The organism is Aquilutibacter rugosus (assembly GCF_036541335.1).
In the GTDB taxonomy this organism is placed as follows: domain Bacteria; phylum Pseudomonadota; class Gammaproteobacteria; order Xanthomonadales; family Xanthomonadaceae; genus Aquilutibacter; species Aquilutibacter rugosus.
The window spans coordinates 276671-301969 of sequence record NZ_JAZHBO010000001.1 but is presented as its reverse complement, the minus strand read 5'-3'; the positions used below and the strand labels follow the sequence as shown (position 1 = coordinate 301969).

Annotated in this window: 27 protein-coding genes and 1 tRNA gene; 22 read left to right on the top strand and 6 right to left on the bottom strand. The window is 60.2% G+C overall.

The genetic code is table 11. The features are described 5' to 3' along the window. Window positions 1-64 precede the first annotated feature (64 nt). The 4 genes from rsgA to aceE all read left to right on the top strand — a co-directional run bounded on the left by rsgA (window position 65) and on the right by aceE (window position 7589). Window positions 65-1135 carry a ribosome small subunit-dependent GTPase A gene (gene rsgA / locus V3390_RS01485; protein WP_425493006.1) on the top strand — a complete coding sequence of 357 codons (1071 nt, stop codon included), beginning with the start codon at window positions 65-67 and terminating at the stop codon, window positions 1133-1135. Between the two features lie 13 nt (window positions 1136-1148). Beyond that, a complete protein-coding gene (locus V3390_RS01480; RefSeq protein WP_425493005.1) occupies window positions 1149-2465 on the top strand; it encodes a peptidase MATCAP family protein in 1317 nt (438 codons plus the stop codon). 33 nt (window positions 2466-2498) lie between these two features. Further along, complete coding sequence (locus V3390_RS01475; protein ID WP_331689739.1) at window positions 2499-4808, top strand: NADP-dependent malic enzyme; 2310 nt, start codon at window positions 2499-2501, stop codon at window positions 4806-4808. 108 nt (window positions 4809-4916) lie between these two features. Continuing rightward, the gene (gene aceE / locus V3390_RS01470) at window positions 4917-7589 is read left to right on the top strand and encodes a pyruvate dehydrogenase (acetyl-transferring), homodimeric type (RefSeq protein ID WP_425492972.1); all 2673 of its coding nucleotides are present in this window, start codon (window positions 4917-4919) and stop codon (window positions 7587-7589) included. Window positions 7590-7619: 30 nt separating this feature from the next. Here aceE and V3390_RS01465 read toward each other — a convergent pair whose 3' ends face one another. Both V3390_RS01465 and V3390_RS01460 read right to left on the bottom strand, forming a co-directional pair. Continuing rightward, window positions 7620-8123 (bottom strand): DUF4442 domain-containing protein, encoded by a 504-nt coding sequence (locus V3390_RS01465; protein WP_331703056.1) that lies wholly within the window; start codon window positions 8121-8123, stop codon window positions 7620-7622. Then, window positions 8120-8362, bottom strand: a complete 243-nt coding sequence (locus tag V3390_RS01460) for a DUF3297 family protein (protein WP_331689741.1) — start codon at window positions 8360-8362, stop codon at window positions 8120-8122. Before V3390_RS01460 ends, V3390_RS01465 begins: the two co-directional genes overlap by 4 nt. A 151-nt stretch (window positions 8363-8513) precedes the next feature. Between V3390_RS01460 and V3390_RS01455 the strand changes: the two genes are divergently transcribed. The 7 genes from V3390_RS01455 to V3390_RS01425 all read left to right on the top strand — a co-directional run bounded on the left by V3390_RS01455 (window position 8514) and on the right by V3390_RS01425 (window position 13831). Further along, the gene (locus V3390_RS01455) at window positions 8514-9530 is read left to right on the top strand and encodes a L,D-transpeptidase family protein (protein WP_331689742.1); all 1017 of its coding nucleotides are present in this window, start codon (window positions 8514-8516) and stop codon (window positions 9528-9530) included. 18 nt (window positions 9531-9548) lie between these two features. Then, window positions 9549-10226 (top strand): M23 family metallopeptidase, encoded by a 678-nt coding sequence (locus V3390_RS01450; protein ID WP_331689743.1) that lies wholly within the window; start codon window positions 9549-9551, stop codon window positions 10224-10226. 27 nt (window positions 10227-10253) lie between these two features. Continuing rightward, a complete protein-coding gene (locus V3390_RS01445) occupies window positions 10254-10985 on the top strand; it encodes an HAD family hydrolase (protein WP_331689744.1) in 732 nt (243 codons plus the stop codon). A gap of 134 nt (window positions 10986-11119) precedes the next feature. Next, window positions 11120-11503, top strand: coding sequence for a hypothetical protein (locus tag V3390_RS01440; RefSeq protein WP_331703054.1), 384 nt, complete (start codon window positions 11120-11122; stop codon window positions 11501-11503). Between the two features lie 214 nt (window positions 11504-11717). Beyond that, window positions 11718-12155, top strand: coding sequence for a hypothetical protein (locus tag V3390_RS01435; protein WP_331703052.1), 438 nt, complete (start codon window positions 11718-11720; stop codon window positions 12153-12155). A gap of 112 nt (window positions 12156-12267) precedes the next feature. Further along, complete coding sequence (locus tag V3390_RS01430; protein WP_331703051.1) at window positions 12268-12804, top strand: hypothetical protein; 537 nt, start codon at window positions 12268-12270, stop codon at window positions 12802-12804. A gap of 46 nt (window positions 12805-12850) precedes the next feature. Beyond that, window positions 12851-13831 carry an aldo/keto reductase family protein gene (locus V3390_RS01425; protein WP_331689748.1) on the top strand — a complete coding sequence of 327 codons (981 nt, stop codon included), beginning with the start codon at window positions 12851-12853 and terminating at the stop codon, window positions 13829-13831. Between the two features lie 12 nt (window positions 13832-13843). Here V3390_RS01425 and cysK read toward each other — a convergent pair whose 3' ends face one another. Beyond that, entirely contained in the window at window positions 13844-14803 is a 960-nt protein-coding gene (cysK, locus tag V3390_RS01420) for a cysteine synthase A (RefSeq protein ID WP_331689749.1), read from the bottom strand. Window positions 14804-14905: 102 nt separating this feature from the next. On the opposite strand from cysK, the gene V3390_RS01415 reads away from it, so the two are divergent. The 6 genes from V3390_RS01415 to V3390_RS01390 all read left to right on the top strand — a co-directional run bounded on the left by V3390_RS01415 (window position 14906) and on the right by V3390_RS01390 (window position 20161). Next, on the top strand, window positions 14906-15832 hold the full coding sequence (locus V3390_RS01415; protein ID WP_331703050.1) for an alpha/beta hydrolase: 927 nt from the start codon (window positions 14906-14908) through the stop codon (window positions 15830-15832). A 120-nt stretch (window positions 15833-15952) separates the two neighbouring features. Further along, entirely contained in the window at window positions 15953-16354 is a 402-nt protein-coding gene (locus V3390_RS01410; protein ID WP_331703049.1) for a surface-adhesin E family protein, read from the top strand. Next, on the top strand, window positions 16330-17328 hold the full coding sequence (dusA, locus tag V3390_RS01405) for a tRNA dihydrouridine(20/20a) synthase DusA (RefSeq protein ID WP_331703048.1): 999 nt from the start codon (window positions 16330-16332) through the stop codon (window positions 17326-17328). Before V3390_RS01410 ends, dusA begins: the two co-directional genes overlap by 25 nt. Before the next feature lie 118 nt (window positions 17329-17446). Further along, the gene (locus V3390_RS01400) at window positions 17447-17872 is read left to right on the top strand and encodes a hypothetical protein (RefSeq protein WP_331703047.1); all 426 of its coding nucleotides are present in this window, start codon (window positions 17447-17449) and stop codon (window positions 17870-17872) included. A gap of 96 nt (window positions 17873-17968) precedes the next feature. Next, window positions 17969-18655 carry a response regulator transcription factor gene (locus V3390_RS01395; protein ID WP_331703045.1) on the top strand — a complete coding sequence of 229 codons (687 nt, stop codon included), beginning with the start codon at window positions 17969-17971 and terminating at the stop codon, window positions 18653-18655. A 78-nt stretch (window positions 18656-18733) separates the two neighbouring features. Beyond that, window positions 18734-20161: a sensor histidine kinase gene (locus tag V3390_RS01390; protein WP_331703044.1), complete on the top strand. Its 1428-nt coding sequence runs from the start codon at window positions 18734-18736 to the stop codon at window positions 20159-20161. A gap of 154 nt (window positions 20162-20315) precedes the next feature. Here the strand turns inward: V3390_RS01390 and V3390_RS01385 are convergent, their stop codons facing one another. Further along, entirely contained in the window at window positions 20316-20612 is a 297-nt protein-coding gene (locus V3390_RS01385; RefSeq protein ID WP_331689756.1) for a hypothetical protein, read from the bottom strand. A 71-nt stretch (window positions 20613-20683) separates the two neighbouring features. On the opposite strand from V3390_RS01385, the gene V3390_RS01380 reads away from it, so the two are divergent. From V3390_RS01380 to V3390_RS01370, 3 genes are all read left to right on the top strand, one after another. After that, complete coding sequence (locus tag V3390_RS01380; protein WP_331689757.1) at window positions 20684-21526, top strand: biotin--[acetyl-CoA-carboxylase] ligase; 843 nt, start codon at window positions 20684-20686, stop codon at window positions 21524-21526. After that, complete coding sequence (locus tag V3390_RS01375) at window positions 21523-22278, top strand: type III pantothenate kinase (protein WP_331703042.1); 756 nt, start codon at window positions 21523-21525, stop codon at window positions 22276-22278. The genes V3390_RS01380 and V3390_RS01375 overlap by 4 nt, the downstream gene beginning before the upstream one ends. A 35-nt stretch (window positions 22279-22313) precedes the next feature. Continuing rightward, a tRNA-Thr gene (locus V3390_RS01370) sits at window positions 22314-22389 on the top strand. 62 nt (window positions 22390-22451) lie between these two features. On the opposite strand, the gene V3390_RS10210 is transcribed toward V3390_RS01370, so the two are convergent. Continuing rightward, complete coding sequence (locus V3390_RS10210) at window positions 22452-22820, bottom strand: OmpA family protein (RefSeq protein ID WP_425493004.1); 369 nt, start codon at window positions 22818-22820, stop codon at window positions 22452-22454. A 143-nt stretch (window positions 22821-22963) separates the two neighbouring features. Further along, on the bottom strand, window positions 22964-23677 hold the full coding sequence (locus V3390_RS01365; protein ID WP_331689759.1) for a hypothetical protein: 714 nt from the start codon (window positions 23675-23677) through the stop codon (window positions 22964-22966). 361 nt (window positions 23678-24038) lie between these two features. On the opposite strand from V3390_RS01365, the gene rocF reads away from it, so the two are divergent. Both rocF and V3390_RS01355 read left to right on the top strand, forming a co-directional pair. Further along, the gene (gene rocF / locus V3390_RS01360; RefSeq protein WP_331703041.1) at window positions 24039-24962 is read left to right on the top strand and encodes an arginase; all 924 of its coding nucleotides are present in this window, start codon (window positions 24039-24041) and stop codon (window positions 24960-24962) included. 117 nt (window positions 24963-25079) lie between these two features. Further along, the gene (locus V3390_RS01355) at window positions 25080-25232 is read left to right on the top strand and encodes an entericidin A/B family lipoprotein (RefSeq protein ID WP_331703040.1); all 153 of its coding nucleotides are present in this window, start codon (window positions 25080-25082) and stop codon (window positions 25230-25232) included. Window positions 25233-25299 lie beyond the last annotated feature (67 nt).

Sequence of the window (25299 nt, the reverse complement as noted above, 5' to 3'; positions counted from 1 at the left end):
GAATGAGGACAATGGCCGACCCGCTTGTCACCGTTTGAGCACCGATTACGCCGCCCTGCGAACCATGGGCTGGCCTGCCGCCCGTCCGGATCAGTTGCCGGCGGACTGGACTGCCGTGCTGCAGGACCATCCCGACACCGCCATTGGCCGCGTTGTCGAACAGCACCGCAGCGGTTATGTCGTGGCCACCGGGCCCGATGAAACCGCCGCCGTCGACTCACTCCCCGATTGGCAGAAACCCCGCTGTCCGCCCGAGCAGCGCGCCTGTGTCGGCGACTGGGTCCTGCTCAAAGTGCTGGACCTGCATCGCCCGCAAATCGTGGCGATGCTGCCTCGTCGCAACGTCATTAAGCGCGCCGCAGCCGGCGAGCACTTCAAGCAACAGCTGATCGCCGCCAACATTGACGTGGTGTTTGTGGTGGTCGGCCTGGATCTGGATTTCAACGCCCGCCGACTCGAGCGCTACCTGATGCTGGTCGGTGCGGCCGATCGGATCGTCGTGCTGTTCACCAAGGCCGACAAACAGCAAGTCGCTGCCGATGTGTTTGCCACCGTGCAGCAGCAGCTGGAGTCCCAGGGCATCAGCTGGCACGCACTCAATGCCAAAGATTCCACAGCGGTGTCCGTCATGTCGCAATACCTGCACGAAGGCATCACCGCCGTGCTGGTCGGATCCAGCGGTGTCGGCAAATCGACCTTGACCAATGCCCTGATCGGCGAGCAGCGCATGCGCACCAACGAGGTGCGTAGCCACGATTCGCGCGGCAAACACACCACGACCTATCGCCATCTGATTCCGCTCGGTAACGGCGCGTGCCTGATTGATACGCCCGGCATGCGCGAACTCAAACCCACCGGTGACGAAGAACTCGGCACCACCTTTGATGATGTCGAGTCGCTGGCGGCGCAATGCAAGTTCCGCGACTGCCGCCATGTTGCCGAGCCGGGTTGCGCGATACGGGCAGCGCTGGAGCGCGGTGAGCTGGATCCGGCGCGCATGGAAAATTACCGCAAATTGCAGGGCGAAATTCGCCGCGCCCAGGATCAGCAGGCGGTACGGCTTGAACAGCAGGCGCAGGCCAAGGTGTTGACCAAGCCGGTGAACAAGCGGCAGAAGTCAAAATATGAACGCTGAGCGCAACCGCAACATGGGCCTGCCGCACACGGGGGCCGATACGCGTCTCGATATTGCCCACCACCTGGCGCTCGATGATCGCATGACCAAGGTGGCCCGCAGTCTTCGCATCCTTGAGCTCGCCAGCTGGCCCGTCGAAGTGCAGGACGCGACCTTTGCCGAGTTCAACGCCGGTCGTTTCACCAACCCGCAGGTCGAATATCCGCGCCACGATTTCAGCGCCATTCGTCGCGAGCTGGAACAGATTGACAAGGAATCGGACGAAGACCATCCCATCGGCCGTTATTTGTCGGAATCCTCACGCTCCTGGATGGTGGCCGCGCAGTTCCTCGAGGCCTTGGGCACCCCGCAGGCCACGCCCCTCTCGCTGCAACTCTATGGTGGTCCCTTAGAGGCCTTGCCCGGGCACGGCCCGACCACCCGCGAGGCCGCCCAGCACTTCATCAGCATTGCCGATGAGCTCGACCACGAGCTGATGTCTCCGCAGGAAACCGTCGAAATCTCGGCGATTGCGCTGCAGCTGCAGCTGCAGCGTGAGCTCGATGACTATTTCGACGGCCGCGTGATCACCGTCGAGACCGATCCTTCGATGTTGGCCAAGGCCGCCGCCGGCGCCACTCGCATCCGCCTGCGCAGCACCGCCAAGTTCACCGACTACGACAAGCACCAACTGCTCCAGCACGAGGCGTTTGTCCATTCACTGACGGCCCTGAACGGTCGTCTGCAGACCAACCTGCCATCTCTCGGTCTGAGCTCGCCGCGCGTCACCGCCACGCAGGAGGGGCTGGCTACTTTTGCCGAGCAGATCACCGGCAGTATTGATATTGGCCGCATGAAGCGCCTCAGCCTGCGCATCGAAGCCGTCAGCCGCGCTCTCGATGGGGCTGATTTCGTCGAAGTATTCCGTTATTTCCGCGCCATGGGTCAGACCGACGACGAAAGTTTCGCCAGTGCCCAGCGCGTATTCCGCGGCGTCCCGACGAGCGGTGGTCATGCCTTCACCAAAGACACCGTGTACCTGCGCGGACTGGTCGATGTGCACACGTTCTTCCGGGTCGCGTTGCGGCAACAGGAATTGCATCTGTGTCGCTGGCTGTTTGCCGGCAAAATGACGCTCGATGATGTGCGGCGTTTCGAGCCGCTGTTCCGCGATGGCGTGCTGCAACCGGCGCGCTGGATGCCGGAGTGGATTCGGCGGGCCAACGGTTTGGCCGGCATGCTGGCGTTTTCGCTGTTCGCCAATCGCATTCGTCTCGATGCGATTTCCAATGCCAACGCGTCCGAACAAACGGCAGCGTCGGGTCCTTCCGGAGCGGATCAGTTATCATGAAAGGCCAGCCCGCACCCGGATTTGTGTCGAGAAATGACCGACGAGCACGTCAAAGACGATGACCTGAAGCAGGCCGCACTGGCCTATCACAGCGCCCATCCCAAGGGCAAAATCAAGGTCACGGCCACCAAGCCCATGGTCACGCAACGCGACCTGTCGTTGGCCTACTCGCCGGGCGTCGCCTACGCGTGCGAGGAAATTGCCCGCGATCCCAAACTCGCTTCCGAATATACGGCGCGCGGCAATCTCGTCGCGGTGATCTCCAATGGCACGGCAGTGCTCGGTCTGGGCGACATCGGTGCGCTGGCCGGCAAGCCGGTGATGGAGGGCAAGGGTGTCCTGTTCCAGAAGTTCGCCGGTATTGATGTGTTCGACATCGAAGTGGACGAACGCGATCCCGACAAACTGGTCGAGATTATTGCTTCGCTGGAGCCGACCTTTGGCGGCATCAACCTCGAAGATATCAAGGCGCCGGAATGTTTCATCGTCGAGCGCAAGCTGCGCGAGCGCATGAATATCCCCGTGTTCCACGATGACCAGCACGGCACCTCGATTATCGTCGGCGCGGCAGTGCTCAATGCCCTGCACGTGGTCGGCAAGGACATCACTCAGATCAAGGTGGCCACGACAGGCGCCGGTGCGGCCGGTATTGCCTGTCTGGATATGCTGGTGGCGCTGGGCGTCAAGCGCGAAAACATCACCGCGTTTGACCGCGATGGCGTGATCTACACCGGTCGTCCGAACCTCGATCCCGACAAGGCCCGCTACGCCCGGGATACTGCAGCGCGCAGCCTGGCCGAAATCGTCAAAGATGCCGATGTGTTTCTGGGCCTTTCGGCCGGCGGCATCCTCAAGCCCGAGATGGTTGTCACCATGGCCGACCAGCCCATCATTCTGGCGCTGGCGAACCCCTATCCGGAGGTCCTGCCCGAGGATGCCAGGGCCGTGCGCCCCGACGCCATCATCGCCACGGGTCGCAGCGATTACCCGAACCAGGTCAATAACGCCCTGTGTTTCCCGTATATCTTCCGTGGCGCACTCGATGTCGGCGCGACCGTGATCAACGAGGAAATGAAGCTCGCCTGCGTGCACGCCATTGCGGACCTGGCGCGTCGTGAAGCTGTTGATGGCGGCGGCGCCTACGCCGGCGAAGTTCCCAAATTCGGCGCTGAGTATCTGATTCCGCGCCCGTTCGATCCGCGCCTGCTGATGTCGCTGGCGCCTGCAGTGGCCCGTGCGGCCATGGAGTCCGGTGTCGCTTCCCGTCCGATGGAGTCGCTGGCAGCGTACGAGGAGCACCTGTCGCAACTGGTCCATCGCACCGGCTTCCTGATGAAGCCCGTGTTCGAGCGCGCCAAGTCGAACCTGCAGCGCGTCGTCTTTGCCGAGGGCGAAGAAACCGTAGTGCTGCAAGCCGTGCAATCGGTGGTAGATGACGGTCTGGCGCGCCCGATCCTGGTCGGTCGCCCGGACGTGATCGAAGCGCGGATCCGCAAGCTCGGCCTGCGTCTCGAAGCCGGCAAAGACTTCGAACTGACCAACATTGATAACGATCCGCGGTACGACGAGTACTGGCAGCACTATCTGCGTCTGACGGGCCGCAAGGGCGTGACTCCGCCGTCCGCCAAAAAGCTCTTGCGTTCGACGCCGACCCTGGTCGCCAGTCTGATGGTCGAGCGGGGCGAGGCCGACGCGCTGATCACCGGTATCGTCGGGCGCTTCCATAAAAAGATCGGCTACCTGCGCACCGTGTTCGATTACGATCCGGGCGTCAAAGCCACGTCTGCCATGAGCGCCGTGCTGAACGATAAGGGCGTGTGGTTCTTCCTGGATACGCACTCGCAGCTGGATCCGAGCGCCGAGCTGATTGCCGATTCCACCCTGCAGGCCACCTACCGCATGAAGCTGTTCGGTGTCGAGCCGCGCGTGGCGCTGCTGTCGCACAGCAACTTCGGTTCGCATAACGATGCCTCGGCGCAGAAAATGGCCGAAGTGCGCCGCATTCTCAAGGCGCGCATGCCCGAGCTCAACGTCGATGGCGAAATGATGGCCGACTCGGCCTGGGATGACGAACTGCGTCACCGCATCTTCCCGGACACCACGCTCAAAGGCCGTGCCAACCTGTTTGTCATGCCGAATCTGGACTCGGCCAACATCGTGTACAACATGATGCGAGTCATGACCGATGGCGTGGCCATTGGTCCGATTCTGATGGGCCTTGACCAGTCGGCGCACATCCTGACACCCGCGGCTACCGTGCGTCGCATCATCAACATGACGGCCATCGCGGCGGTCGAAGCGCAGCTCCGTAAACAGCGCCGAGAGGCCGGAAAAGCGGGTTGATTCAACCTTCGCAAACGTAGTCAGGACGGCACCGTAGGGTGCCGTCCTGCTGTTCAGGCGCTAGAATGATTGGTTCTAAAGATCAAGACCAGAGAAGCGGACGGCGCCATGATGCAGGACCACGATTTAGATCCCACCGAAACCCAGGAATGGGTCGAATCCGTACAGGCGGTGATCGACCGCGATGGTGCCAACCGCGCTCATGCACTGCTTGAAAATGTCGTCGAGGTGACGCGTCGTGCCGGCGCCCATCTGCCGTTCTCGCCGACTACCGAATACATCAACACCATCCCGTCGCACCTAGAGGCCCGCAATCCGGGCGATGCCGCGATGGAACACCGCATCCGCGCCATCATTCGCTGGAATGCCATGGCGATGGTGGTCCGCGCCAACCGCAAGCCCGGTGAACTCGGCGGCCACATCGCCTCGTTCTCGTCGGCCGCCACGTTGTACGACGTCGGCTTCAATCACTTCTTCCGCGGTGCCGAGGGCGACCATCCGGGCGACTTCATCGGCGTGCAGGGCCATAGCTCGCCGGGCATCTACTCGCGCGCCTTCCTCGAAGGGCGTCTGACCGAGGAACAGATCGACAACTTCCGCATGGAAGTCGACGGCAAAGGTGTGCCATCGTATCCGCACCCGTGGCTGATGCCGGATTTCTGGCAGTTCCCGACCGTGTCCATGGGTCTGGGCCCGATTGGTGCCATCTACCAGGCACGCTTCTGGAAATATCTCGAAGGCCGTGGCCTGATGCCCAAGTCCGACCGCAAGGTCTGGTGTTTCCTGGGCGATGGCGAGACCGACGAACCCGAATCCCTGGGCGCGATTTCGGTCGCCGGCCGTGAGGGCCTGGACAACCTGATCTTTGTGATCAACTGCAACCTGCAACGTCTCGACGGTCCCGTGCGCGGCAACGGCAAGATCATCCAGCAGCTCGAGGGGCAGTTCCGCGGCGCCGACTGGAATGTCATCAAGACGGTTTGGGGTTCGTACTGGGATCCGCTGTTGGCGCGCGACAAGACCGGCAAACTGCGTCAGCTGATGATGGAAACGGTCGATGGCGAATACCAGAACTGTAAGGCCTTCGGCGGTGCGTACACGCGCGAGCATTTCTTCGGCAAGTATCCGGAAACGGCGGCCCTGGTCGCCAACATGTCCGACGAGGACATCTGGCGTCTGAACCGCGGCGGCCACGACCCGCAAAAGGTCTACGCCGCCTATCACGAGGCAGTGAACACGCAAGGTCGGCCTTCGGTCATCCTGGCCAAGACGGTCAAGGGCTACGGCATGGGCGCAGCAGGGGAGGCGCTCAACCCGACACACAACACCAAGAAGATGGGCGCCGATGACATTCGCGCCTTTCGCGACCGCTTCAACATTCCGGTCAAGGATGAGCTGATCACCGACAAGGAACTGCCGTTCTTCCATCCGGGCAAGGACTCGCCCGAAGTGCAGTACCTGCTCGATCGCCGCAAGAACCTGAGCGGTTTCCTGCCGGCGCGTCGTCGAAAGTCCGATGAGTCCCTGCAGGCTCCGGCCCTCGAGGCCTTTGAGCGGTTGACCCAAGGCACCGGTGATCGTGAAATTTCCACGACCATGGCCTTCGTGCAGGCACTCAACGTGATTCTGCGCGACAAGCAGGTCGGCCCGCGCTCGGTGCCAATCGTCGCTGACGAGGCACGTACGTTCGGTATGGAAGGCCTGTTCCGCCAGATCGGTATCTATGCGCCGCAAGGTCAAAAGTACAAGCCGGTCGACCGCGATCAGCTGATGTACTACCGCGAAGACAACGGCGGCCAAGTGCTCGAAGAGGGCATCACCGAAGCCGGTGCCTTTGCATCGTGGCTGGCGGGTGCGACTTCGTACTCGACCAACAACCTGCAGATGTTGCCGTTCTACATCTACTACTCCATGTTCGGCTTCCAACGCATTGGCGACAGCGCCTGGCAAGCGGCCGACATGCGTGCACGCGGATTCCTGCTGGGCGGTACCGCCGGTCGCACCACGCTCAACGGCGAGGGCCTGCAGCACGAAGACGGCCACAGCCTGGTCCAGGCCGGTCTGATTCCGAACTGCCGCTCGTACGATCCGACCTTTGCCTACGAAGTGGTGACTATCCTGCAGCACGGCATGCAACGCATGCTGACCGAGCAGGTCGATGAGTTCTACTACATCACCCTGATGAACGAGAACTACCCGCACCCGGCCATGCCCGAGGGCGCGCGCGAGGGCATCGTCCGCGGTCTGTACAAGTTCCGTGCTGCGGAGAACGTCGCCGCCGATTCGCTGCGCGTCAAGCTGCTCGGTTCGGGTACGATCTTCCGCGAAGTGATCGCCGCTGCCGAACTGCTCGACAAGGAATTCGGCATCAAGGCCGATCTGTTTGCGGCGCCGAGCTTCAACGAGCTCGCTCGCGACGGTCACGATTGCTCGCGCTGGAACCGTCTGCATCCGCTCGAAACCCAACGCGTGCCGTATGTGACGCAGCAACTGTCGGATTCCGACGGCCCGACGATTGTCGCAACCGACTACATCCGTACGTACTCCGACCAGATTCGCGAGTTCGTCCCCGGTCGTTATGTCGTGCTGGGCACCGATGGTTTCGGGCGTAGCGACACGCGCTGGAACTTGCGTCGCCATTTCGAAGTCGACCGCAACTACATTGCGCATGCGGCCGTGGCGGCTCTGGCGGCCGACGGCAAGCTGCAGGCCAAAGATGTGGCCCGCGCCATCGAGGTGTTCGGCATTCGCGCCGACAAGCCCAACCCCTTGCTCGCCTAAGCGAGCAGGGTGGTCGTATGTTCGGGTGGCTTAGGCCGCCCGGCTACGGGCCTTAAAACTCCAGGTAAATTCCAAGCGGGCGACAATGTCGCCCGCTTGGTTTTTGCCGACCGTCTGCATCGTGATGGTGCGCGGTTCGGGCTGTTGCAGCGTCTGCGTAATCACGGCCGCGACTAAGGCTCCCTGATCGCATTCAAATGCGGTCAGATCCGTCGCCTTCTTATCGAAGTCGGCGCGGCAGTTGACCATCAACATGGCGACCTGTTCGCGGTGATCGTACAGATGCGCCATTGCCAGGATGCCCGTGCTCAATTCGGCTGCCGCCGTGAGGGCTCCGAAGTAGGTCGAGCGAAACGGATTGGTGGTGCGACGGGAATACGGGACCGTGACTCGGCATCGGTCAGCATCAATCGATTCGAGGCGAATGCGGGCAAACGCCGCCATCGGCACCTTGCGGCGGAGGTAGGCGCCGAATGCCCAGCGCGAGCGCATCAGCCGCAAAAAGGCGGCCGAAGGAGCAGCGGTCGCGGTCATTCCTGCGGCTTAAGGAACGGTTCGACGGTACCCTTAACTTTGATAGTCATGGGCTGGCCGCGGCGATCGAGCGACCGACCGACGGCGGTGCGGATCCAGCCCTCGGACACGCAGTATTCCTCGACATTGTTGCGTTCCTGGCCGTTGAACCGAATGCCGATGCCCCGATGGAGGACGGCCTCGTCGTAGTAGGGGCTGGTTGGATCGTTGGACAGGCGGTCGGGCAAAGTGTCAGTCATGGACATGCAGCATTATTTAAGGGGTGTGGTCTGTATTCTGCCGCATATTGACTCGACTTGAAACTGAACGCGGTCACGGCGCCATCACGAGCCCTGACGCAAACTTTGCTATGTTGAAATGAGCTTAGGACCAAGGATGACGGAGTCACAAATGTCTGCCAAGAATTCATTGACGGCATGGGGCGTGAGTGCGCTGCTGCTGGCCGTTCCTGCCATCGGCATCACCCAGAATGCCGCGCCGACTGCACAGGCCACGACAGCGGCATCGGCTACTGTCGATAGCAAGACCATGGACAAGGTCAACAGCAATGCGACCAAGACCGGCTTCCAGGGCATGTTACGTGCCCAAGTGCTGCTGGACCGTGCGTATTTCTCGCCCGGCGAAATCGACGGTGCAGATGGCTCCAACATGCAGCGTGCCGTGCGTGGATTTCAGCAGGCCAACGGCCTCGAGGTCACCGGCAAGCTCAACGATCAGGTCTGGGAGCTGCTCAATCGCGACACCGCGCCGGCCTTGACCACCTACAAGCTGTCGGATCTCGACATCGAAGGTCCTTACTACGACATTCCCGGCGATATGATGGCCAAGTCCAAGCTGGACCGTCTGGGCTACCGCAACATCATGGAGATGCTGGGCGAACGGTTCCACGCCAGCCCGAATCTGATCAAGCGCCTGAACCCCTCGGCCAGCTTCAGCACTGTGGGCGAGGAAATCATCGTACCGCTGCCCGTGCAGACCGCATTGTCAGGCGTGGCCAAGCTTGTCGTGGACAAGAGCGATAAGATTCTGTGGCTCGAGGACAGTGCAGGCAAAATGATTGCCCAATTCCCGGTGACCATGGGCACCGATCAGTACGATCCATTGCCCTTGGGTGACTGGGGCATTACCGGTGTGCATCGCAACCCCACCTACCACTACAACAGCAAGTTGTTCTGGGAACACAAGAACAAGAAAAAGCAAACCGCCATCCTGCAGCCGGGCCCGAACTCGCCGGTTGGCATCATGTGGATTGATCTGACCAAAGAACACTACGGCATCCATGGCACGCCCGAGCCCTCCATCATTGCCAAGGGCGCCTCGCACGGTTGCGTGCGGCTGACCAACTGGTCGGTGCTGGCCGTCGGTGCAGCGGTCGGTGAATCCACACCGGTTCACTTCCAGGAATAAGACGGGGATACGGCGCGCATGGCCCGCTCCCGCGACACGCTGATCGTCACGCATCTGCTGGCGATCCTGGTGGGGGTCGTGGTCGGCATGGTCTTGCCGCCGCTCTCGCTCGGCTCACGGCCCACGCCGGTGCCGAAAGCACGCATCGCAGCCGCGCCCGCCGTCACTTCGAACCCGAATGCGGGTGCCGATCGTTCGGTCACGCCTGCGGGTGGCAGTAGCGCCTCCGTGGCGGATGCCTCCGGTTTGCAGTTGCAGATTCCGGTGCAGGGCGTGCGCGCCGATCAGCTGCTCGATACCTACACGCAGGCTCGCTCGGATTCACGCGTGCACAATGCCATCGACATCATGGCCGCCGAGGGGACGTCCGTGCTGGCCGCTGCCGATGGCCGTCTAGTCAAACTCTATACCAGTGCCGCCGGCGGATTGACTGCCTACCAGTTCTTGCCCGGTGATCGCTTCAGCCTGTATTACGCGCATTTGAGCGCCTACGCACCCGGCCTGGCCGAGGGGCAGTTCCTGCGACGCGGGCAAGTACTCGGGTATGTCGGTCATACCGGCAACGCCAGTCCCGATGCACCGCATCTGCACTTTGCAGTGAATGCCCTGGCGGCCGATGACGGCTGGAGCAACGGCACGCCGCTGAATCCGTATCCGCTACTGCAGCGGGCATTGACGCCGGCCCCGATACAATAAGATCCGACCCATTACCCTGCGAGCAGTATGAGCATTCGCATGGTCGGCTTTGATGCCGACGACACCCTTTGGCGCAGCCAGGATTACTTTGACGAAGCGCAAGCCGCGTACGAAGCGATCATGGGCGAGTATCTGGACCTGCAACGGCAGGAAGTCCAGGCCCATTTGCTGCAGATTGAACGGCAAAACGTGGGTCTGTACGGCTACGGTGCCAAGGGCATGACCCTGTCCATGTTGCAGGCGGCGGTTGAGATCACGCAGGATCGCATCAGTGCCCGTGATATTCATCGCATTCTGGAACTGGGACGAGGCTTGCTCACGCATCCGGTCGAACTGCTCGATGGTATCGAGGACGCGGTGCGTGCGCTGGGCACCCGCCATGATCTGGTGCTGATTACCAAAGGCGATCTGTTTCACCAGGAGGCCAAAGTCCGTCAGGCGACATTGACGCCGCAGTTTCAGCGGATCGAAATTGTGTCGGAAAAGGACACATCCACGTACTCCCGCCTGTTGCGTGAATTCGAAGTTGAACCTTCCGAGTTCCTGATGATCGGGAACTCACTCAAGAGCGACATTCTGCCGGTCGTGGAGTTGGGTGGCTGGGGCGTGCACGTGCCTTATCACTCCACCTGGGCGCTGGAACATGCCGAAGCACCGCGTGGCGAAGCGGCGAGCCGCCTGCGAGTCGTCAGCGATGCATCGGGTTTAGTTGCGGCTGTTGATGCCCTGGTTGAACTTGCGCAAGCCGCGACTTCCTAAATACTCGTTTCAGTAGCTGAATGCACCATGCGCTATGTAGCGCATGGATCGGGACAATTGGAATTCGATTCAGGATCACAATGCGAGTCTGGTCCCAACGCCACATTACTTCCACAACGGCCCGGGAGAGCAACATGAAGAATTTCAAGATGTACCTGGCAGCCGCTGCCGTTTCCGCCGGTCTGACGATGGCCATTGCGCCGCAGCCTGCTCAAGCCCAAAGCATCGTGGACATTGCGCGCGTGATCGTGAACGTCAATGACATCGTGTACCGCGGTGGTGTCCCGTATTACCGTTACGGCCAATACCGTCCGGAAGACCGCATTATCGTAGTCCGTGAAAACGGTCGCCGCACGTACTACCGCAATGCGCCGCGCGGCGTTGCACATGGCTACTACGGCACCCAGCCGGGCCATAACAAGTCCCGCGACGACGATCGCCGCTACGAGGTCCGTAAGACGAAAGTCGTAAAGACCAAGTACACCAAGCAAGACAAGCACAACGGCAAGCATCACTAAGTTTGCCGATCCCTCCGAAGGGGAGACGGGGCCGCGAAGGATTCGCGGCCCTTTTTATTTGCAGTTATTCGCAAAGTTGTTGCCGCGCACTCAGCTTCCGGAACGGAAAGCAAACGATGTTTGCAAGGGGTGTGAAATTCGCCGTCCGTTCATTGACGAGGCTGCAAAGTGGACTCAACGCCACATCCCGTGGCGGTTTCGCGGAGTACTGACCATGAAATCCTTTAAAGCCCTTGTTGGCGCCGCTGTAGTCGCAGCCGGTTTGACTTTCGGCATGACGCCAGCCCCGGCCCAGGCACAGAGCTTGGTGGATATTGCTCGCGTGATCGTCAGCGTCAACGACATTGCCTACCGCGGTGGCGTTCCGTACTACCGTTACGGCCAATACCGTCCGGAGGACCGCATCATTGTCGTCCGTGAGCGCGGCCGCAACGTCTATTACCGCAACGCCTATCGCAATGCCTCGGTGCGTCATGTGCCGCAGGGTAATGCTTACGGCTACTGGGCCAAGCGGGGTCGTTACCAGGACAACCGGTATGACTACCGCAACAACGATCGTCGCTGGGATCGCGATGACGACCGTCGCAGCCACGACCGTTACGATGACCGCGATGACGACAACCGCCGTAGGCGCGGTCGTCGCGGTGACTGATCGTCGCCCTTAATGGCCAATACAGCGGCGTCCCACTTCGGTGGGGCGCCGTTTTCTTATGCCCATGCGCGCAGTTCAGCACCAGTCACATGGAATGCGGCATGCTGTCATCATGAGCACAAAAAAATTTTCCGTTTTCGCCGCGGTCCTGTTGTGGGGTGCGACACATGCGACGGCGCAGGCGGCGCCTTCGATTAGCCTCACCCCCGAGGGACAGCGCAATGCCATCCGGGAATTCGCGGGTCTGTATCGGCAGCTGCCCAATGATCAGCGCGCGTTTGTGTTGCCACTGATTGCGGGTGCGGTGAATGGCCAGCTGCCTCTTCGTCAGAACGATTACGGTCTGGAATTACGGCGTCTGCAAGCCTTGCCAAATGACACCATGGCGATGCGTTTGCGGTGGCTCAAGGCCGCAGAAACGGGTCCGGAATTGTCGCGGCAGGAGCTGGGCGGCAATCTCGAGATGCTCGCGCGCGCGGTGGGTTGCAAGGACGAGTCGGTCCGGGAGCTAATCGGCGCGGGCATTCGAATTCAGTTGGACATCGAGGATGGGGCAGGCGTACAGTTGGCTTCGGCCGCGCTGGACAGCGCAAGCTGCAAGACCCCTGACGACATCGAGTCGCATTTGCGCGCACTGGGTGTCGAGTAAGGAGCGGGCTGCACGGCCTTCGTCAGTTAATTACGGGAGTTACACCATGGAATTTCGTCGTCTCGGCCGCTCCGGCCTGAACGTTAGCGCTATCAGCTACGGCAACTGGCTGACCCATGGCTCGCAGATCGAGCAGGAGATGGCGGAGCGCTGCGTCGCGGCTGCTCTGGATGCCGGCATCACCACGTTCGATACCGCCGACGTGTACGCCAACGGGGCCGCTGAAATTGCCCTGGGCAAGGCACTCAAGGGTCAACCGCGTCATCAGATCGAAGTGTTCACCAAGGTGTTCTTCCCCGTCGGCCCCGGTCAGAATGATCGCGGTCTGGGCCGCAAGCACATCATGGAATCGATCGATCTGTCGCTGCGCCGACTGCAGATGGATTATGTCGATCTGTATCAGGCCCACCGCTACGACGACAGCGTGCCGCTCGAAGAGACCATGCAAGCCTTCGCGGACATCGTGCGTGCCGGTAAGGCGCATTACATCGGGGTGTCCGAGTGGACGCCCGCACAACTGCGCGCAGGCCATGCCATGGCCCGTGATCTCGGCATCTCTCTGATCGGCTCACAACCGCAGTACTCGATGCTGTGGCGTGTTATCGAGCCCGAAGTGGTCCCGACCTGCGAAGAACTGGGCATCAGCCAGATTGTCTGGTCGCCGATTGCTCAGGGCGTACTCACCGGTAAGTATTTGCCGGGTGGTGAACTGCCGTCGGGTTCGCGCGCTACGACTGAAAATGGCAGCGGCTTCATCGCCAAGTTCATGCGTGACGACGTGCTCGAACGCGTGCAGCAACTCAAGCCGCTCGCAGCCGAAGTCGATCTGAGCCTGGCTCAGTTGGCGGTGGCCTGGGTGCTGCAGAACAGGAATGTGGCCAGTGCCATCATCGGCGCTTCGCGTCCGGAGCAGGTCATCGAAAACGTCAAGGCCGCCGGCGTCGTCCTGCCCGAAGACCTGATGCGCCGCATCGACGCAATTATTGCGCCGGTGGCAGAGGGCTCACCGGCGCTGGTTGCCAAGTAACTGCGTTGCCGCTTACAGGGCGGTGGCTAGCCAGTCATCGTCCGAGGCTTCGTTGACGCCTTCGAACAGGGCGGTGCTCAGGTAACGCTCGCCGGTATCGGGCAACATGGCCAGAATGGCGCTGCCTTGCGGCGCCGTCTGCGCCACCTGCAGTGCGGCCGCCATCGTGGCACCTGCAGAAATTCCGACAAACAGACCTTCCTCGGCGGCGAGACGCTTGGCCGTGGCGATGGCCGTTGCATCTTCGATCGGCACAATCGCGTTGGCGATGTCACGGTTGAGCACCTCGGGCACAAAGTCCGGGGTCCAGCCCTGAATCTTGTGCGGTGACCATTCCTTGCCCGACAGCATGGCCGCTACGGCGGGTTCGGCCGCAATGATCTGTGTCTCGGGACGGGCAACGCGCAGCACTTCGCCCACACCGGTCAGCGTACCGCCGGTGCCCCAGCCGGACACAAAGTAGTCCAGGCGCTGGCCGGCGAAGTCACGCAGGATTTCAGCGGCGGTGGTGCTGCGGTGATAAGCCGGGTTGGCCGGATTGCGGAACTGATCGGCCAGGAACCAGCCGTGTTCCTCGGCCAGTTCACGTGCCTTGCGCACCATGCCGGTGCCGCGCTCGGCTGCCGGCGTCAGAATGACCTTGGCACCGTAAGCGCGCATCAGCTTGCGACGTTCGACCGAAAACGTTTCGGTCATGACGGCGACAAACGGATAGCCGCGCGCGGCAGCAACCATCGCCAGTGCCACACCGGTGTTGCCCGAAGTCGCTTCGACAATGGTCTGACCGGGTTGCAGCACGCCGCGTTGTTCGGCGTCGAGAATGATGGCGAGTGCGAGACGGTCTTTGACCGAGCCGCCGGGGTTGAACGATTCGACCTTGGCGAACAGCAAGATGCCCTCGGGCGCTAGGCGGTGCAGGCGCACGATCGGAGTGCGGCCAATGGTGTCGAGAATGGAGTCGTAGATGGCCATGTCTGTTCAGTCTTACAATTGGCCTTCTAGTATAGGAACTGTGTCAGTCACGGATCACCGTGCTCATTGTTTCATTCAGACAACGGAGTGTTGCAGCAGAAAATGTCCAAGCACTTTTTAACCGCTGCGGCTCTAGGTCTCATTGCCTTTCTGCCGTTGGATACTGCCGCTGCCCTGCAGCAGTCTGCGGCCCTGACGCAGGTTCATGAGGTCGAAATTCCTTCTCTGGACCATCAGCGTGTCCATGTCGAAGTGCACCTGCCGCCCGGATACTCCCCGCAACAACGGTATCCGGTGCTGTATTTGAACGATGGCCAGGATGCGGCCGCGATCCATCTGGCCACGCATCTGCAGCGCCATTTTGCGCAAAACGGTGCGGTGCCGCGCATCGTGGTGGCGGTCTCGATGTTGCCCGACCGCATGGGTACTTACGGACTTGCCGATGTGCCGCACCAGCGCAGCGAGATCGCACCCACCCGTTACGGTGACGTCGGCCGTAGTGCCTTCGATTACACACAATGGTTTACGCAGACCTTGGTGGCGTTCATTGATGCCCACTACGCCACGCAGGCCATGCCGCAAGGTCGGGCTGTGCTCGGCTGGTCGTTGGGGGCGGTGGCCGCGTTTAGCAGCGGCTGGCAGCGGCCGGATCAGTTCGGCCGGATTGGTATGTTTTCGCCCTCGCTGTGGTTGAGTGCGGCGCGCGATGATCTGGATCAGCAACTGCGGACACGTCTGGTCCAGCAACGCGTCGCCAACGATCCGTTACCCATGCCGACGCCGGCAATCTATCTCGCCGTCGGCTCCAACGAAGATTCTGACGATCGTGATGGCGATGGTATTAACGATCCCTATGACGACGTGCTGGATCTGGCCGGCGGCTGGCAGCACATGCCGGGGCTCGCTCAGCGCGGAGTGCCATACCGGGTGAATTTGCTGGTCGGCGGTCAGCATCAACAGGCGGCCTGGAGTCAGATGTTGCCCCGCTTTCTGCGCTGGCTGGATGCGCAGGACCACGGAACCCATTGAATTTCGCTAAAATGGAACCATACCTATGGCGTTGGTTCGGATGCCGATGCCCCGATTGAGCGGCAAGTTCGCCGCCGTGGCACGGCCTTCGCCACACTCCATTTAAATGAGATGTACACCATGAAACTGTATTCTCGGGTCGCCCTGATGTTGGCGGTCGTTTTGCCGTTGAGCGCCCAAGCGGCCGACTGGCAATTGCTGAGCAAGTCGGTGCCCGACCGCGCCGAATATTTTTTGGATCTGGATTCGGTCAAAGTGCGCCAAGGCCACCAAAGTGGCATGGTGCTGACCAACTATGCGCGCAAACGTTTCGAAGTGGCCAGCGCCGCTGACCTCTATGCGGTCGACTGCAAGGCCGGCATGATCGCGCATTTGAACGGCAGCACGTACAGCGAGCCGTATGCCCAGGGCAAACTGCTCGAGCAATATCTGGGTCGCACACCCACTCCGGCACCGGTTCAGGCCGGCACACTGGGCGATCGCATCCTGACTGAACTGTGCAAGGCCAAGCCGGTACCGTAAGCACCAACGGCATTCGTGCGCCGCTGTCCGTGGCGCCGATGTTGGACTGGACCGACAACGCCTGCCGGCATTTTCATCGGCTGGTGGCGCCGGGCGCTGTGCTCTACACCGAAATGGTGCATGCCAATGCCATTCTGCATGGGCCGCGCGAGCGCCTGCTCGCCAAAGATGCCACGCAACATCCGGTCGCGCTGCAACTGGGCGGTTCCGATCCCGACACCCTAGCGGCAGCTGCGCGGATCGGTGCCGAGTCCGGTTTCGACGAGATCAATCTCAACTGCGGGTGCCCCAGTGATCGCGTGCAGAGCGGTCAGTTCGGCGCTTGCCTTATGTTGCAACCGCAGCGAGTGGCCGATTGCGTTGCCGCCATGCGCGACGCCGTCGCTGTGCCCGTCACCGTCAAATGCCGTCTCGGCGTGGATACGCAAGATGAGTATGCCGTTTTTGCCCGGTTTATTGACACGGTGGCCGCTGCCGGCTGCGATCATTTTGTGGTGCATGCGCGCAATGCGTGGTTGCAGGGACTGAGCCCTAAGGAGAACCGCGAGGTGCCGCCGCTACGCTATGACTGGGCGTATCGGCTCAAGCAAGAGCGGCCCGATCTTTTTATCAGTCTCAACGGTGGCATTCGCGAAGCCGCCGACATCGCCACCCATTTGCAACAGGTGGATGCGGTGATGCTGGGCCGTCTGGCCTACCACGAGCCCTATGCCTTGCATCAGATTGATGCAAACCTGTTTGGTCGCCCTGTCCAGAGCCGGCACCAGCTGCTGGCCGCCTATCGGCCCTATGTCGGCGCGCAAGTGGAGCAGGGGGTGCGCCTGAGTGTTCTGATCAAGCCAATCCTTGGTCTCTTTGCGGCCCGTCGCGGTGGTCGCGCATTTCGTCAGATCCTGAGTGAAAACGCCCATCGCCCGGGCGCGGGCCTTGATGTTCTCGATGCCGCTGCCGCTGTGACCGACACCACGGATTAATCTGCGGTTCAGCTATCTGAACTTCCGCTCGAGTGTAAACATTTCGTTCAGATTGGATTCAATGGGGGTGCCCAAGAATGGTCCAGTATTGAAATGCAATGAGTCACCGACCACCGAAATGCGTGTCTTCCGCAACACCGCTCGCCAACTGCCTCGCCTCGGCCTGATCCTTCTGATCGGGTTGACGGGCGTGCTGTCGGCGCCGATCGTTGCGCAGGCACAATCGCACAGCTACGAGCAGCTGGCACTCTCTTCGGCTACTCGCGCCGGATTGGGCCGTGCCGGCGGCGGTAAAGTGCTGAGCGTAGAGCGCATTCAAAGCGGTCAAAATGGGCTGAGCCGTGTCAAAATTCTGGACACGGGTGGACGCATTCAGGTTTACGTAATCGAGGACTCGCCACGCTTGAGCCGCAATACGCCGTTCGAGCGTGAGGAATCAGGTCGCGTATCGCAGGGACGTTTTTTCCGCGGGGACCCGCCGCCGCCCGGTCGTGAACTTGGTCGTGGCAAGCCCCGCTCAGGTGATGTCAGGGGCCATGATTAAAATGAATGGTACCGAACCTCTTGCTGCATCGCCGCGTTTTCGCTGCACCCCCCGGGCCGGAGTGCCCGTAATCTTAAGGATGACTGAGGAGTAGACATGCGTATTTTGCTGGTAGAAGACGAAACCCCGTTGCGTGAAACCCTGACCGCGCGTCTCAAGCGCGAGGGATTTGCCGTTGACGCCGCTCAAGACGGCGAAGAGGGCCTGTACATGGCCCGTGAAGTGCCGTTCGATCTGGGCATTGTGGATTTGGGCCTGCCCGGTATGTCCGGCATGGACCTGATTCAGGCCATGCGGACAGAAAACATCAAATTTCCGGTACTGATTCTGACGGCTCGCTCGTCGTGGCAGGACAAGGTCGAGGGCCTCAAGCACGGCGCCGACGATTATCTGGTCAAGCCGTTCTACGTCGAGGAACTGCTGGCTCGTATCAATGCCCTGGTGCGGCGCGCCGCAGGTTGGAGCAAGTCCTCGCTCGAATGCGGTCCGGTCACTTTGGATCTCGCAGCCCAGACGGTTGCCGTCAACGGCAGCAATGTGGACCTGACCAGCTACGAATACAAAGTGCTTGAATACCTGATGATGCATGCCGGTGAACTGGTCTCCAAGGCCGACCTCACCGAACACATCTATCAGCAGGACTTTGACCGCGATTCCAACGTGCTCGAAGTGTTTATCGGCCGTCTGCGCAAAAAGCTCGACCCCGAGGGTGCGCTCAAGCCGATCGAAACGGTTCGCGGTCGCGGCTACCGCTTCGCCATTCCGCGCAACGCCGAATCCTGATGCAATAGCTGACAGTGCAAGCCCTCGCATACAGACCGTTTGCGGGGGCTTGTGTTGTTAGCGGATGCCTAGACTGCCATGGACTTGCCCGGCCCGCTACCACAACTGCCTCAGCGCATTAAGCCCCGCTCGATCTGGGCGCGGCAACTGGTGGCTGCCAGTCTGAGTCTGTTCGCGTTTCTGATGTTGGCCGGCATCACCCTCGATCACACCTTTAGAGTCACCGCCGAAAGCGACATGCAGCGCAAGCTGGCGAGCTTTGCCGATGCGCTGACCAGTCAGTCCGAAATTTCCCGTAGCGGCTCCATTCTGCCGCCGCTCGAGGAGCGCATGCCAAGTCCGGATCTCAATCAGCCGGGCTCAGGTCAGTACGCGCGCATTGCAACCGAGGATTCGTTGTGGGTGTCGCCATCCAGTAGCGGACCGATTCTGCCGGCGCCCGAGTTGGTCGATCCCGGCACCAATGCCTTCCGTGGACCGGTCGACTACGAGCAGATCGATGGCACGCAGCAGCGACTGTACATTTACAGTGTGGGCGTCATGCGGCCGGGCAACGCCTTCGAACAGACGCCGGACGTGCGCTATACCGTACAGGTGATGGAGGACTCGAAATTCCTGACCGAGCGGGTCCAACTGTTCCGACGGACGCTGATTCGGGCGCTGGGTTTGGCCGGACTTGTGCTGCTGATTCTGCAGGCGATGATTCTGCGCTGGAGCATCATGCCGCTGGGCAAACTGGTCACCGATCTCAAACGCGTGGAGTCGGGCGAGAGTTCCAAGCTGTCCGACTCGCACCCGACCGAGCTGCAGCCGCTGGCCAATGCCATCAACAGCTTTATTGATACCGAGCGGCAGAACATTGAGCGGCAACGTACCGCCATGGACAACCTGTCGCACTCGCTCAAGACCCCGATTGCCGTGTTGCGCACCATGCTCGATAGCGAAGTGCCTGCCGACGATCTGCGATCTGAACTCGCCACCCAACTCACGCGCATGAACGATCAGATTTCGTATCGTCTGACACGCGCTTCGGCGGGGCATAAGTTGTTTGCAGCCGGCATCGAGATCGAGCCGTCGGCCAATGACATCGTCAATTCACTCGAAAAACTGCATCCCAAAGTGGTGGCCGGTTTTGAGATCGATCCGTCGGCGCGGTTCTTTGGTGAGATCGGTGATCTGCAGGAACTGCTCGGCAATCTGCTGGAGAACGCGTTCAAGTGGTCGCGTTCCAGTGTGCTGCTGACCGTTGCCCGCGAGTCGCGCGGTAAAGGCAATACGGGTCTGCTAATCCAGGTCGAAGACAATGGCCCCGGCATCGAGCCCTCGCAAGTGGAGAGTGTGCTGCAACGGGGTGTGCGCGGTGACCAGCGCGTCAAGGGCCACGGCATCGGTCTGGCCATTGTGCAGGAACTGGTTGATAGCTACGGCGGCACGCTAACAGTCACGCGCTCTGAGGATCCCGAATTGGGCGGTGCGTGTTTCTCGGTGCGGTTCCCCAAGGGGTAGGACAAGTAACGAGTGAAGAGGAAGTAGGAAGTAGTACAGCGCGCTTCGCTCGGAGCAGAAATTAGTATTTAGGAGTGAGGAGTCAGTACAGCCCGCTTCGGTACAGATTGGGGGGTGCCAACTACTTCCTACTTCCTTTTGACTAGTTACTGCTTTACCGCAGCATTCCCGGTAGCGTGCTATGCCAGCGCGGACGGATGATGTCATCGCGCGTGCCGCCGCGGCGGCTGCCCTGCTTTGGTACACCGGTAGGTTTACTGGTGGTGCAGTCACGGCCACTGCAATCCTCATCGGAACGCGTGTCGTCTGTGGCGACGGTGGTGGCGCGGTATGCCGAGGCGCGAGCATAGCTAGTTTGCAGCGTGGTGCTGTTGGTTGCAGCCATGGCGTGTCCCGCGATCAGCAAGCTGATAACGGCAATGGCGTACGGCACAATCTGGCGCTGGCGCATGGGTCTCGCCCCTCAGTGGCGGGTTAGAATTCGATCATACTCCATTCAGGACCCTGTAGGGCATTTTATTGATGGCGAGCACCATGGTTGCGGAGCCGATCCGAGCAGAGGCCGTCTTGGCCGCCTTGGGGCCGACTGCGGCGAGCCGTTTTAGCGACTTGCAGGTCGTTGCCGAGACCGGGTCCACCAATGCGGACCTGCTGAGCGCTCCTGGCGCGTTGTCAGGGCTGACGGTGAGAGTGGCGGAGCGACAAACGGCGGGCCGGGGCCGACGGGCGCGGTCGTGGGTCAGTGCGCCCGGCGCGGCCTTGGCGTTTTCCGTGGGTGCCCATTTTCCAGGTTTAGCGACCTCGCTGGCGCTGTTGCCCTTGGCAGTGGGGGTGGCATGCTGCACCGCGCTGCGCCGTCTGGGGGCGCCGGTCACCCTGAAATGGCCCAATGATCTGGTGCACCTGCATGGCGATGGCACCTTGCGCAAGCTTGGCGGGATTCTGGTCGAGCTCAAGGCACTCGGGCCGGATCAGTGGTGGGCGGTCTGCGGCATCGGCATCAATGTCTTACCCGCTGCGTATCAAGGACTGCCTGACGCCGAGAGTGCGCAGTTGCCAGTCAGTGTCGCAGAACTGGGCCTCGACGCTCCGAGGGAAACGCTGCTGGCCGAGCTGCTACTGGAGTTGCAGACGGTGCTGGATGCGGGGCCGGATGCATGGCCGCTGCTGGTGGCGGCCGGGCGCGCCTTTGACAGTCTGATGGGGCAGCCAGTGCGGGTGATTGAGCCGCAGCATCAGTGGTCGGGCATCGCCCAAGGTTGGAACGACGACGGCCGACTGCAGGTGCGCGATTCGCAAGGAGCGAACCATTCACTGGTCTCCGCCGAGGTCAGCGTGCGGCGGCAATCGGGAGTTTCGGAATGAATGCATTGCTACTCGACGCCGGTAACACGCGTCTAAAGTGGCGCCTGGCCGACGAAACGCAGTTGCATAGCCTTGCCTATGACGAGGGGTTCGAGTCGGTCTTGCGTTCTGCCTTGCCATCAAGTGTCGATGTCGCCTACCTTGCCTGCGTGGCGCCGCCTAGGATTCGCGACATCGTGCAGCGGGTCTTACTGGAGCGCGCTGTGCGCCTCAGCGAGGCGCGCACGATGGCGCAGCTGGATCGCTTGCAGATTGCATACATGCAACCCGCGCATTTGGGTGTGGATCGGTTTCTGGTGCTGCTCGAATGTGCGGCCCTGCAACGCGATGTGCTAATCGTCAGTGTCGGCACTGCTCTGACGGTCGATTTTCTACGTGCCGACGGGCATCACCGAGGCGGACGCATCGCGCCATCGCCGACGCAAATGCGTGCCCATCTCGCATCGCTGTCAGCGGCGTTACCCGCTAGCGGTGGCGCGTGGTCGCCCGATCAGCCCTTCGCCACGGATACCGATCATGCACTAGCCAGCGGTTGCGAAGGCATGGCCATTGCCCTAATTACCGCCAGTCTGGAAGCTGCACGGCGCGAGGCTCCGGAGACCGAGTTGTGGATCCACGGCGGGGGCGCACAGACGCTGCTGCCGATGCTGCCGCAAGCATGCATGCTGCCTTCGGATGTGGTCTTGCGCGGCCTAGCACGCTGGGCGGGGTTACCATGCTCCGATGTGACCGGTTATACACCCGGCAGATAGGCGCTAGCGCCGCAATTTGCTAAACTATGCGGGCCGCCGGTATAGCTCAGTTGGTAGAGCAGCTGCCTTGTAATCAGCAGGTCCCGCGTTCGATTCGTGGTGCCGGCACCAGACACATCAATGACTTGCGTCCTGCGCAAGTCATTTTTTGTGTCCAGCAGTGAATGCCGCGTTTAACGTTGAGTCTGGGTCTGGACGTTAATATCCACAATATCAAAACCATTACCTTGGCATTTGGCGACGTTCGGCGGCATCAGACTGGATCCAACCCCTGTCGTTGACAGGATCATTTGAGACGGCACGCCAAGTGACAACAGTCGCTCCCTGACCCGATTTGCCCGATCAACTGACAACTGAACGTTTCGATCTTCACTGTCGCAGTTTGACGCCTGACCAACGAGCCTTACCTGTATGCGGTATTTCCGAATCATAGTTGCGGCTCGGACCAATAGTGCGTCAGTCGCCGGCGTGATTTCAGAACTACTGCGTGCAAAGGTCGGCTTGTCGTATACGTTGCCGTGTAACCCACCGGGGGAAGTCATTAGTTCTTCAAACGGGACTTTTCGCCCCATAGCGGGCTCGGAAACCGTAGTGCTACAAGAGGTAAATGCCACCATTACGGCAAGAGCCAAAACTATTCTTTGCATCTCGCACTCCATTTTTGTCGAGTCGCTGGGTTCAAGTGCTATTGGCCCGAAGGCGGGGTATTGTAATTTGCAGGCGCATTATTGGCGTACCAAGTTGTTAGCTGCGAGATTGCTTCTTCATCATTCGCTGCGTTCTGCATGATGTTGATAGCATTGCCGGCTATCAAATTCATGCCAGCTGTTGTTAACGTCATTCCGATGCGCTCAATCATTCGAAATGCAGCTAATGAGGCAACTGCTTCGTTGTATCCCCACTGTTGCGCCGTAGTTAATCCGCCAGGAAGCATTTGAAACTCATTGTGGTAAATTTCGTGGGCAAGCGCAAATACGCTTCGCGCTTCCGTTCCGTATGCGGGTGTCGCAAACGACTGAGGCATCTCGATGTAGGGAGGATCCCCGTTTAGGCCCTTAACCCAATGGGCATATTGCTGATTGTAGTTAGGAGAATCAGGTGGAGTGAAGACAATTGTGCCACCTTCATTTATGAACTTTGCGAATGCTTGTGTCAGATTTTGATCTTTTAATATAGCTTCCTTCACTGACCTGCCCAGCTTGTCCCGAAACTCTGGGCTTGAAAGAAGGGTTTGAAGCGATGGGTCTACCTCGTATGGAGGATCGAGTGTGGGCCCACCCTGGTCATACTCTATTTGGTTCGGATGTTGAGAATCGAGAAAGTCGATTAGTTGCTGATAGCTTGCGAATCCAGCCCATCGACTTGGGTCGCTATAGCCATATACATAAACAGTGGTCATCACTCTGCCTCTTCAAAACTTAAAAGATTTAGTACAGATGACTGATAAGCTGGTATTTTGATGCATTTGCATTAACTGTCGAATCTGCCTGCCCAAGAGTATGCAATTCAGTAATCATAATAAAACTATTCAGCCCATTAAATTCATCTGAAAGTTCGGCAAATTAATGTGGTAATAGTTATGAGTGGATTCTACTTTGCTAAAGTTAAAAGGAATTGGATTTAGAAGAAGGACTTGGCTGCCCGGAAACTGTAAAATTCAGGGAACGGAGGCATTGATTCTGATCAATAGCGCTATTTTCTTGTAATCAGCAGGTCCCGCATTTCATCCGTGATGCCGGCACTAATTTGCAAAGGACCGTATGTCCCGGATCTATCCTCCTGTCAGTCTGATCGGTGCGCCCACCGATATTGGCGCCGGTAAACGCGGCGCTGGCCTCGGTCCTGATGCATTGCGCATCGCCGGTTTGCCCGAGGCGCTTCGCGCCCGTGGCATCGATCTCGAGGACATCGGCAATCTGGCCGGCCCTGCCAATCCCTGGCAAAAGCCCGTCGACGGCTTCCGCCATCTCGCCGAAGTCGTTGCCTGGAATCGCGAAGTGTACGAGGCCAGTACCGACGTACTGGAACGTGGCCGCATGCCGATTCTGCTCGGCGGCGACCACTGTCTGGCGATCGGATCGATCGGAGCCGTGGCGCGTCACTGCCAACGTATCGGTAAGAAGCTGCGCATCCTGTGGCTTGATGCGCATGCCGATTTCAACACACACGAAGAAACACCCAGCGGCAATATCCACGGCATGCCGGTGGCATGCCTGTGCGGTATCGGTCCGCGTGAACTCACCGAGCTGAGCGGGCCTTCGCCTGCAATCCGCGTTGATGCCGTGCGCCAGATCGGCATCCGCAGCGTCGACGCCGGTGAAAAGCGATTGGTCAAGCAGCACGGTCTCGAGGTGTACGACATGCGCTACATCGACGAGCTTGGCATGAAAAATGTCATGCTGCAGGCGTTCGAGGGTCTCGATGCGGACACGCACTTGCATGTCAGTTTCGATGTCGATTTCCTGGATCCGAGCATCGCACCCGGTGTCGGCACCACCGTTCCGGGCGGCCCTAACTACCGCGAAGCGCAGTTGGTCATGGAAATGATCGCTGACACCGGTCTGATGGGTTCACTCGACATCATGGAACTCAATCCGTTGCTTGATAAACGCAACCGCACCGGCAAAGTCGCCGTCGATTTGGTCGAATCGCTGTTCGGTAAATCCACCTTGATGCGGGACTAACAATTCGCTCTTTTTGGATCTATTCAGGGAATTTAGGTATAAATAAAGGGGAGTCCGCGGTGTCCGCACCGTGCTCGCCACACCTAAAAATTCGATTGCACAACTAGAGGATTCACCATGAAGCGTATCGCTGCACTGATGATGGTCGCCGTTCTGGCCGCCATGAGCTTGACCGCCTGTAACACTGTCCGCGGCGTTGGCCAAGACGTCTCGGCCGCCGGCGACAAGGTCGCTGACAAGGCTCAAGACTGCAAGGACATGAAGTGCTAATCAGCGCTTTTTGACGGACCGCGTCCTGACGCTGCCGTTACCGACAAGGCCGGGCACTGTCCCGGCC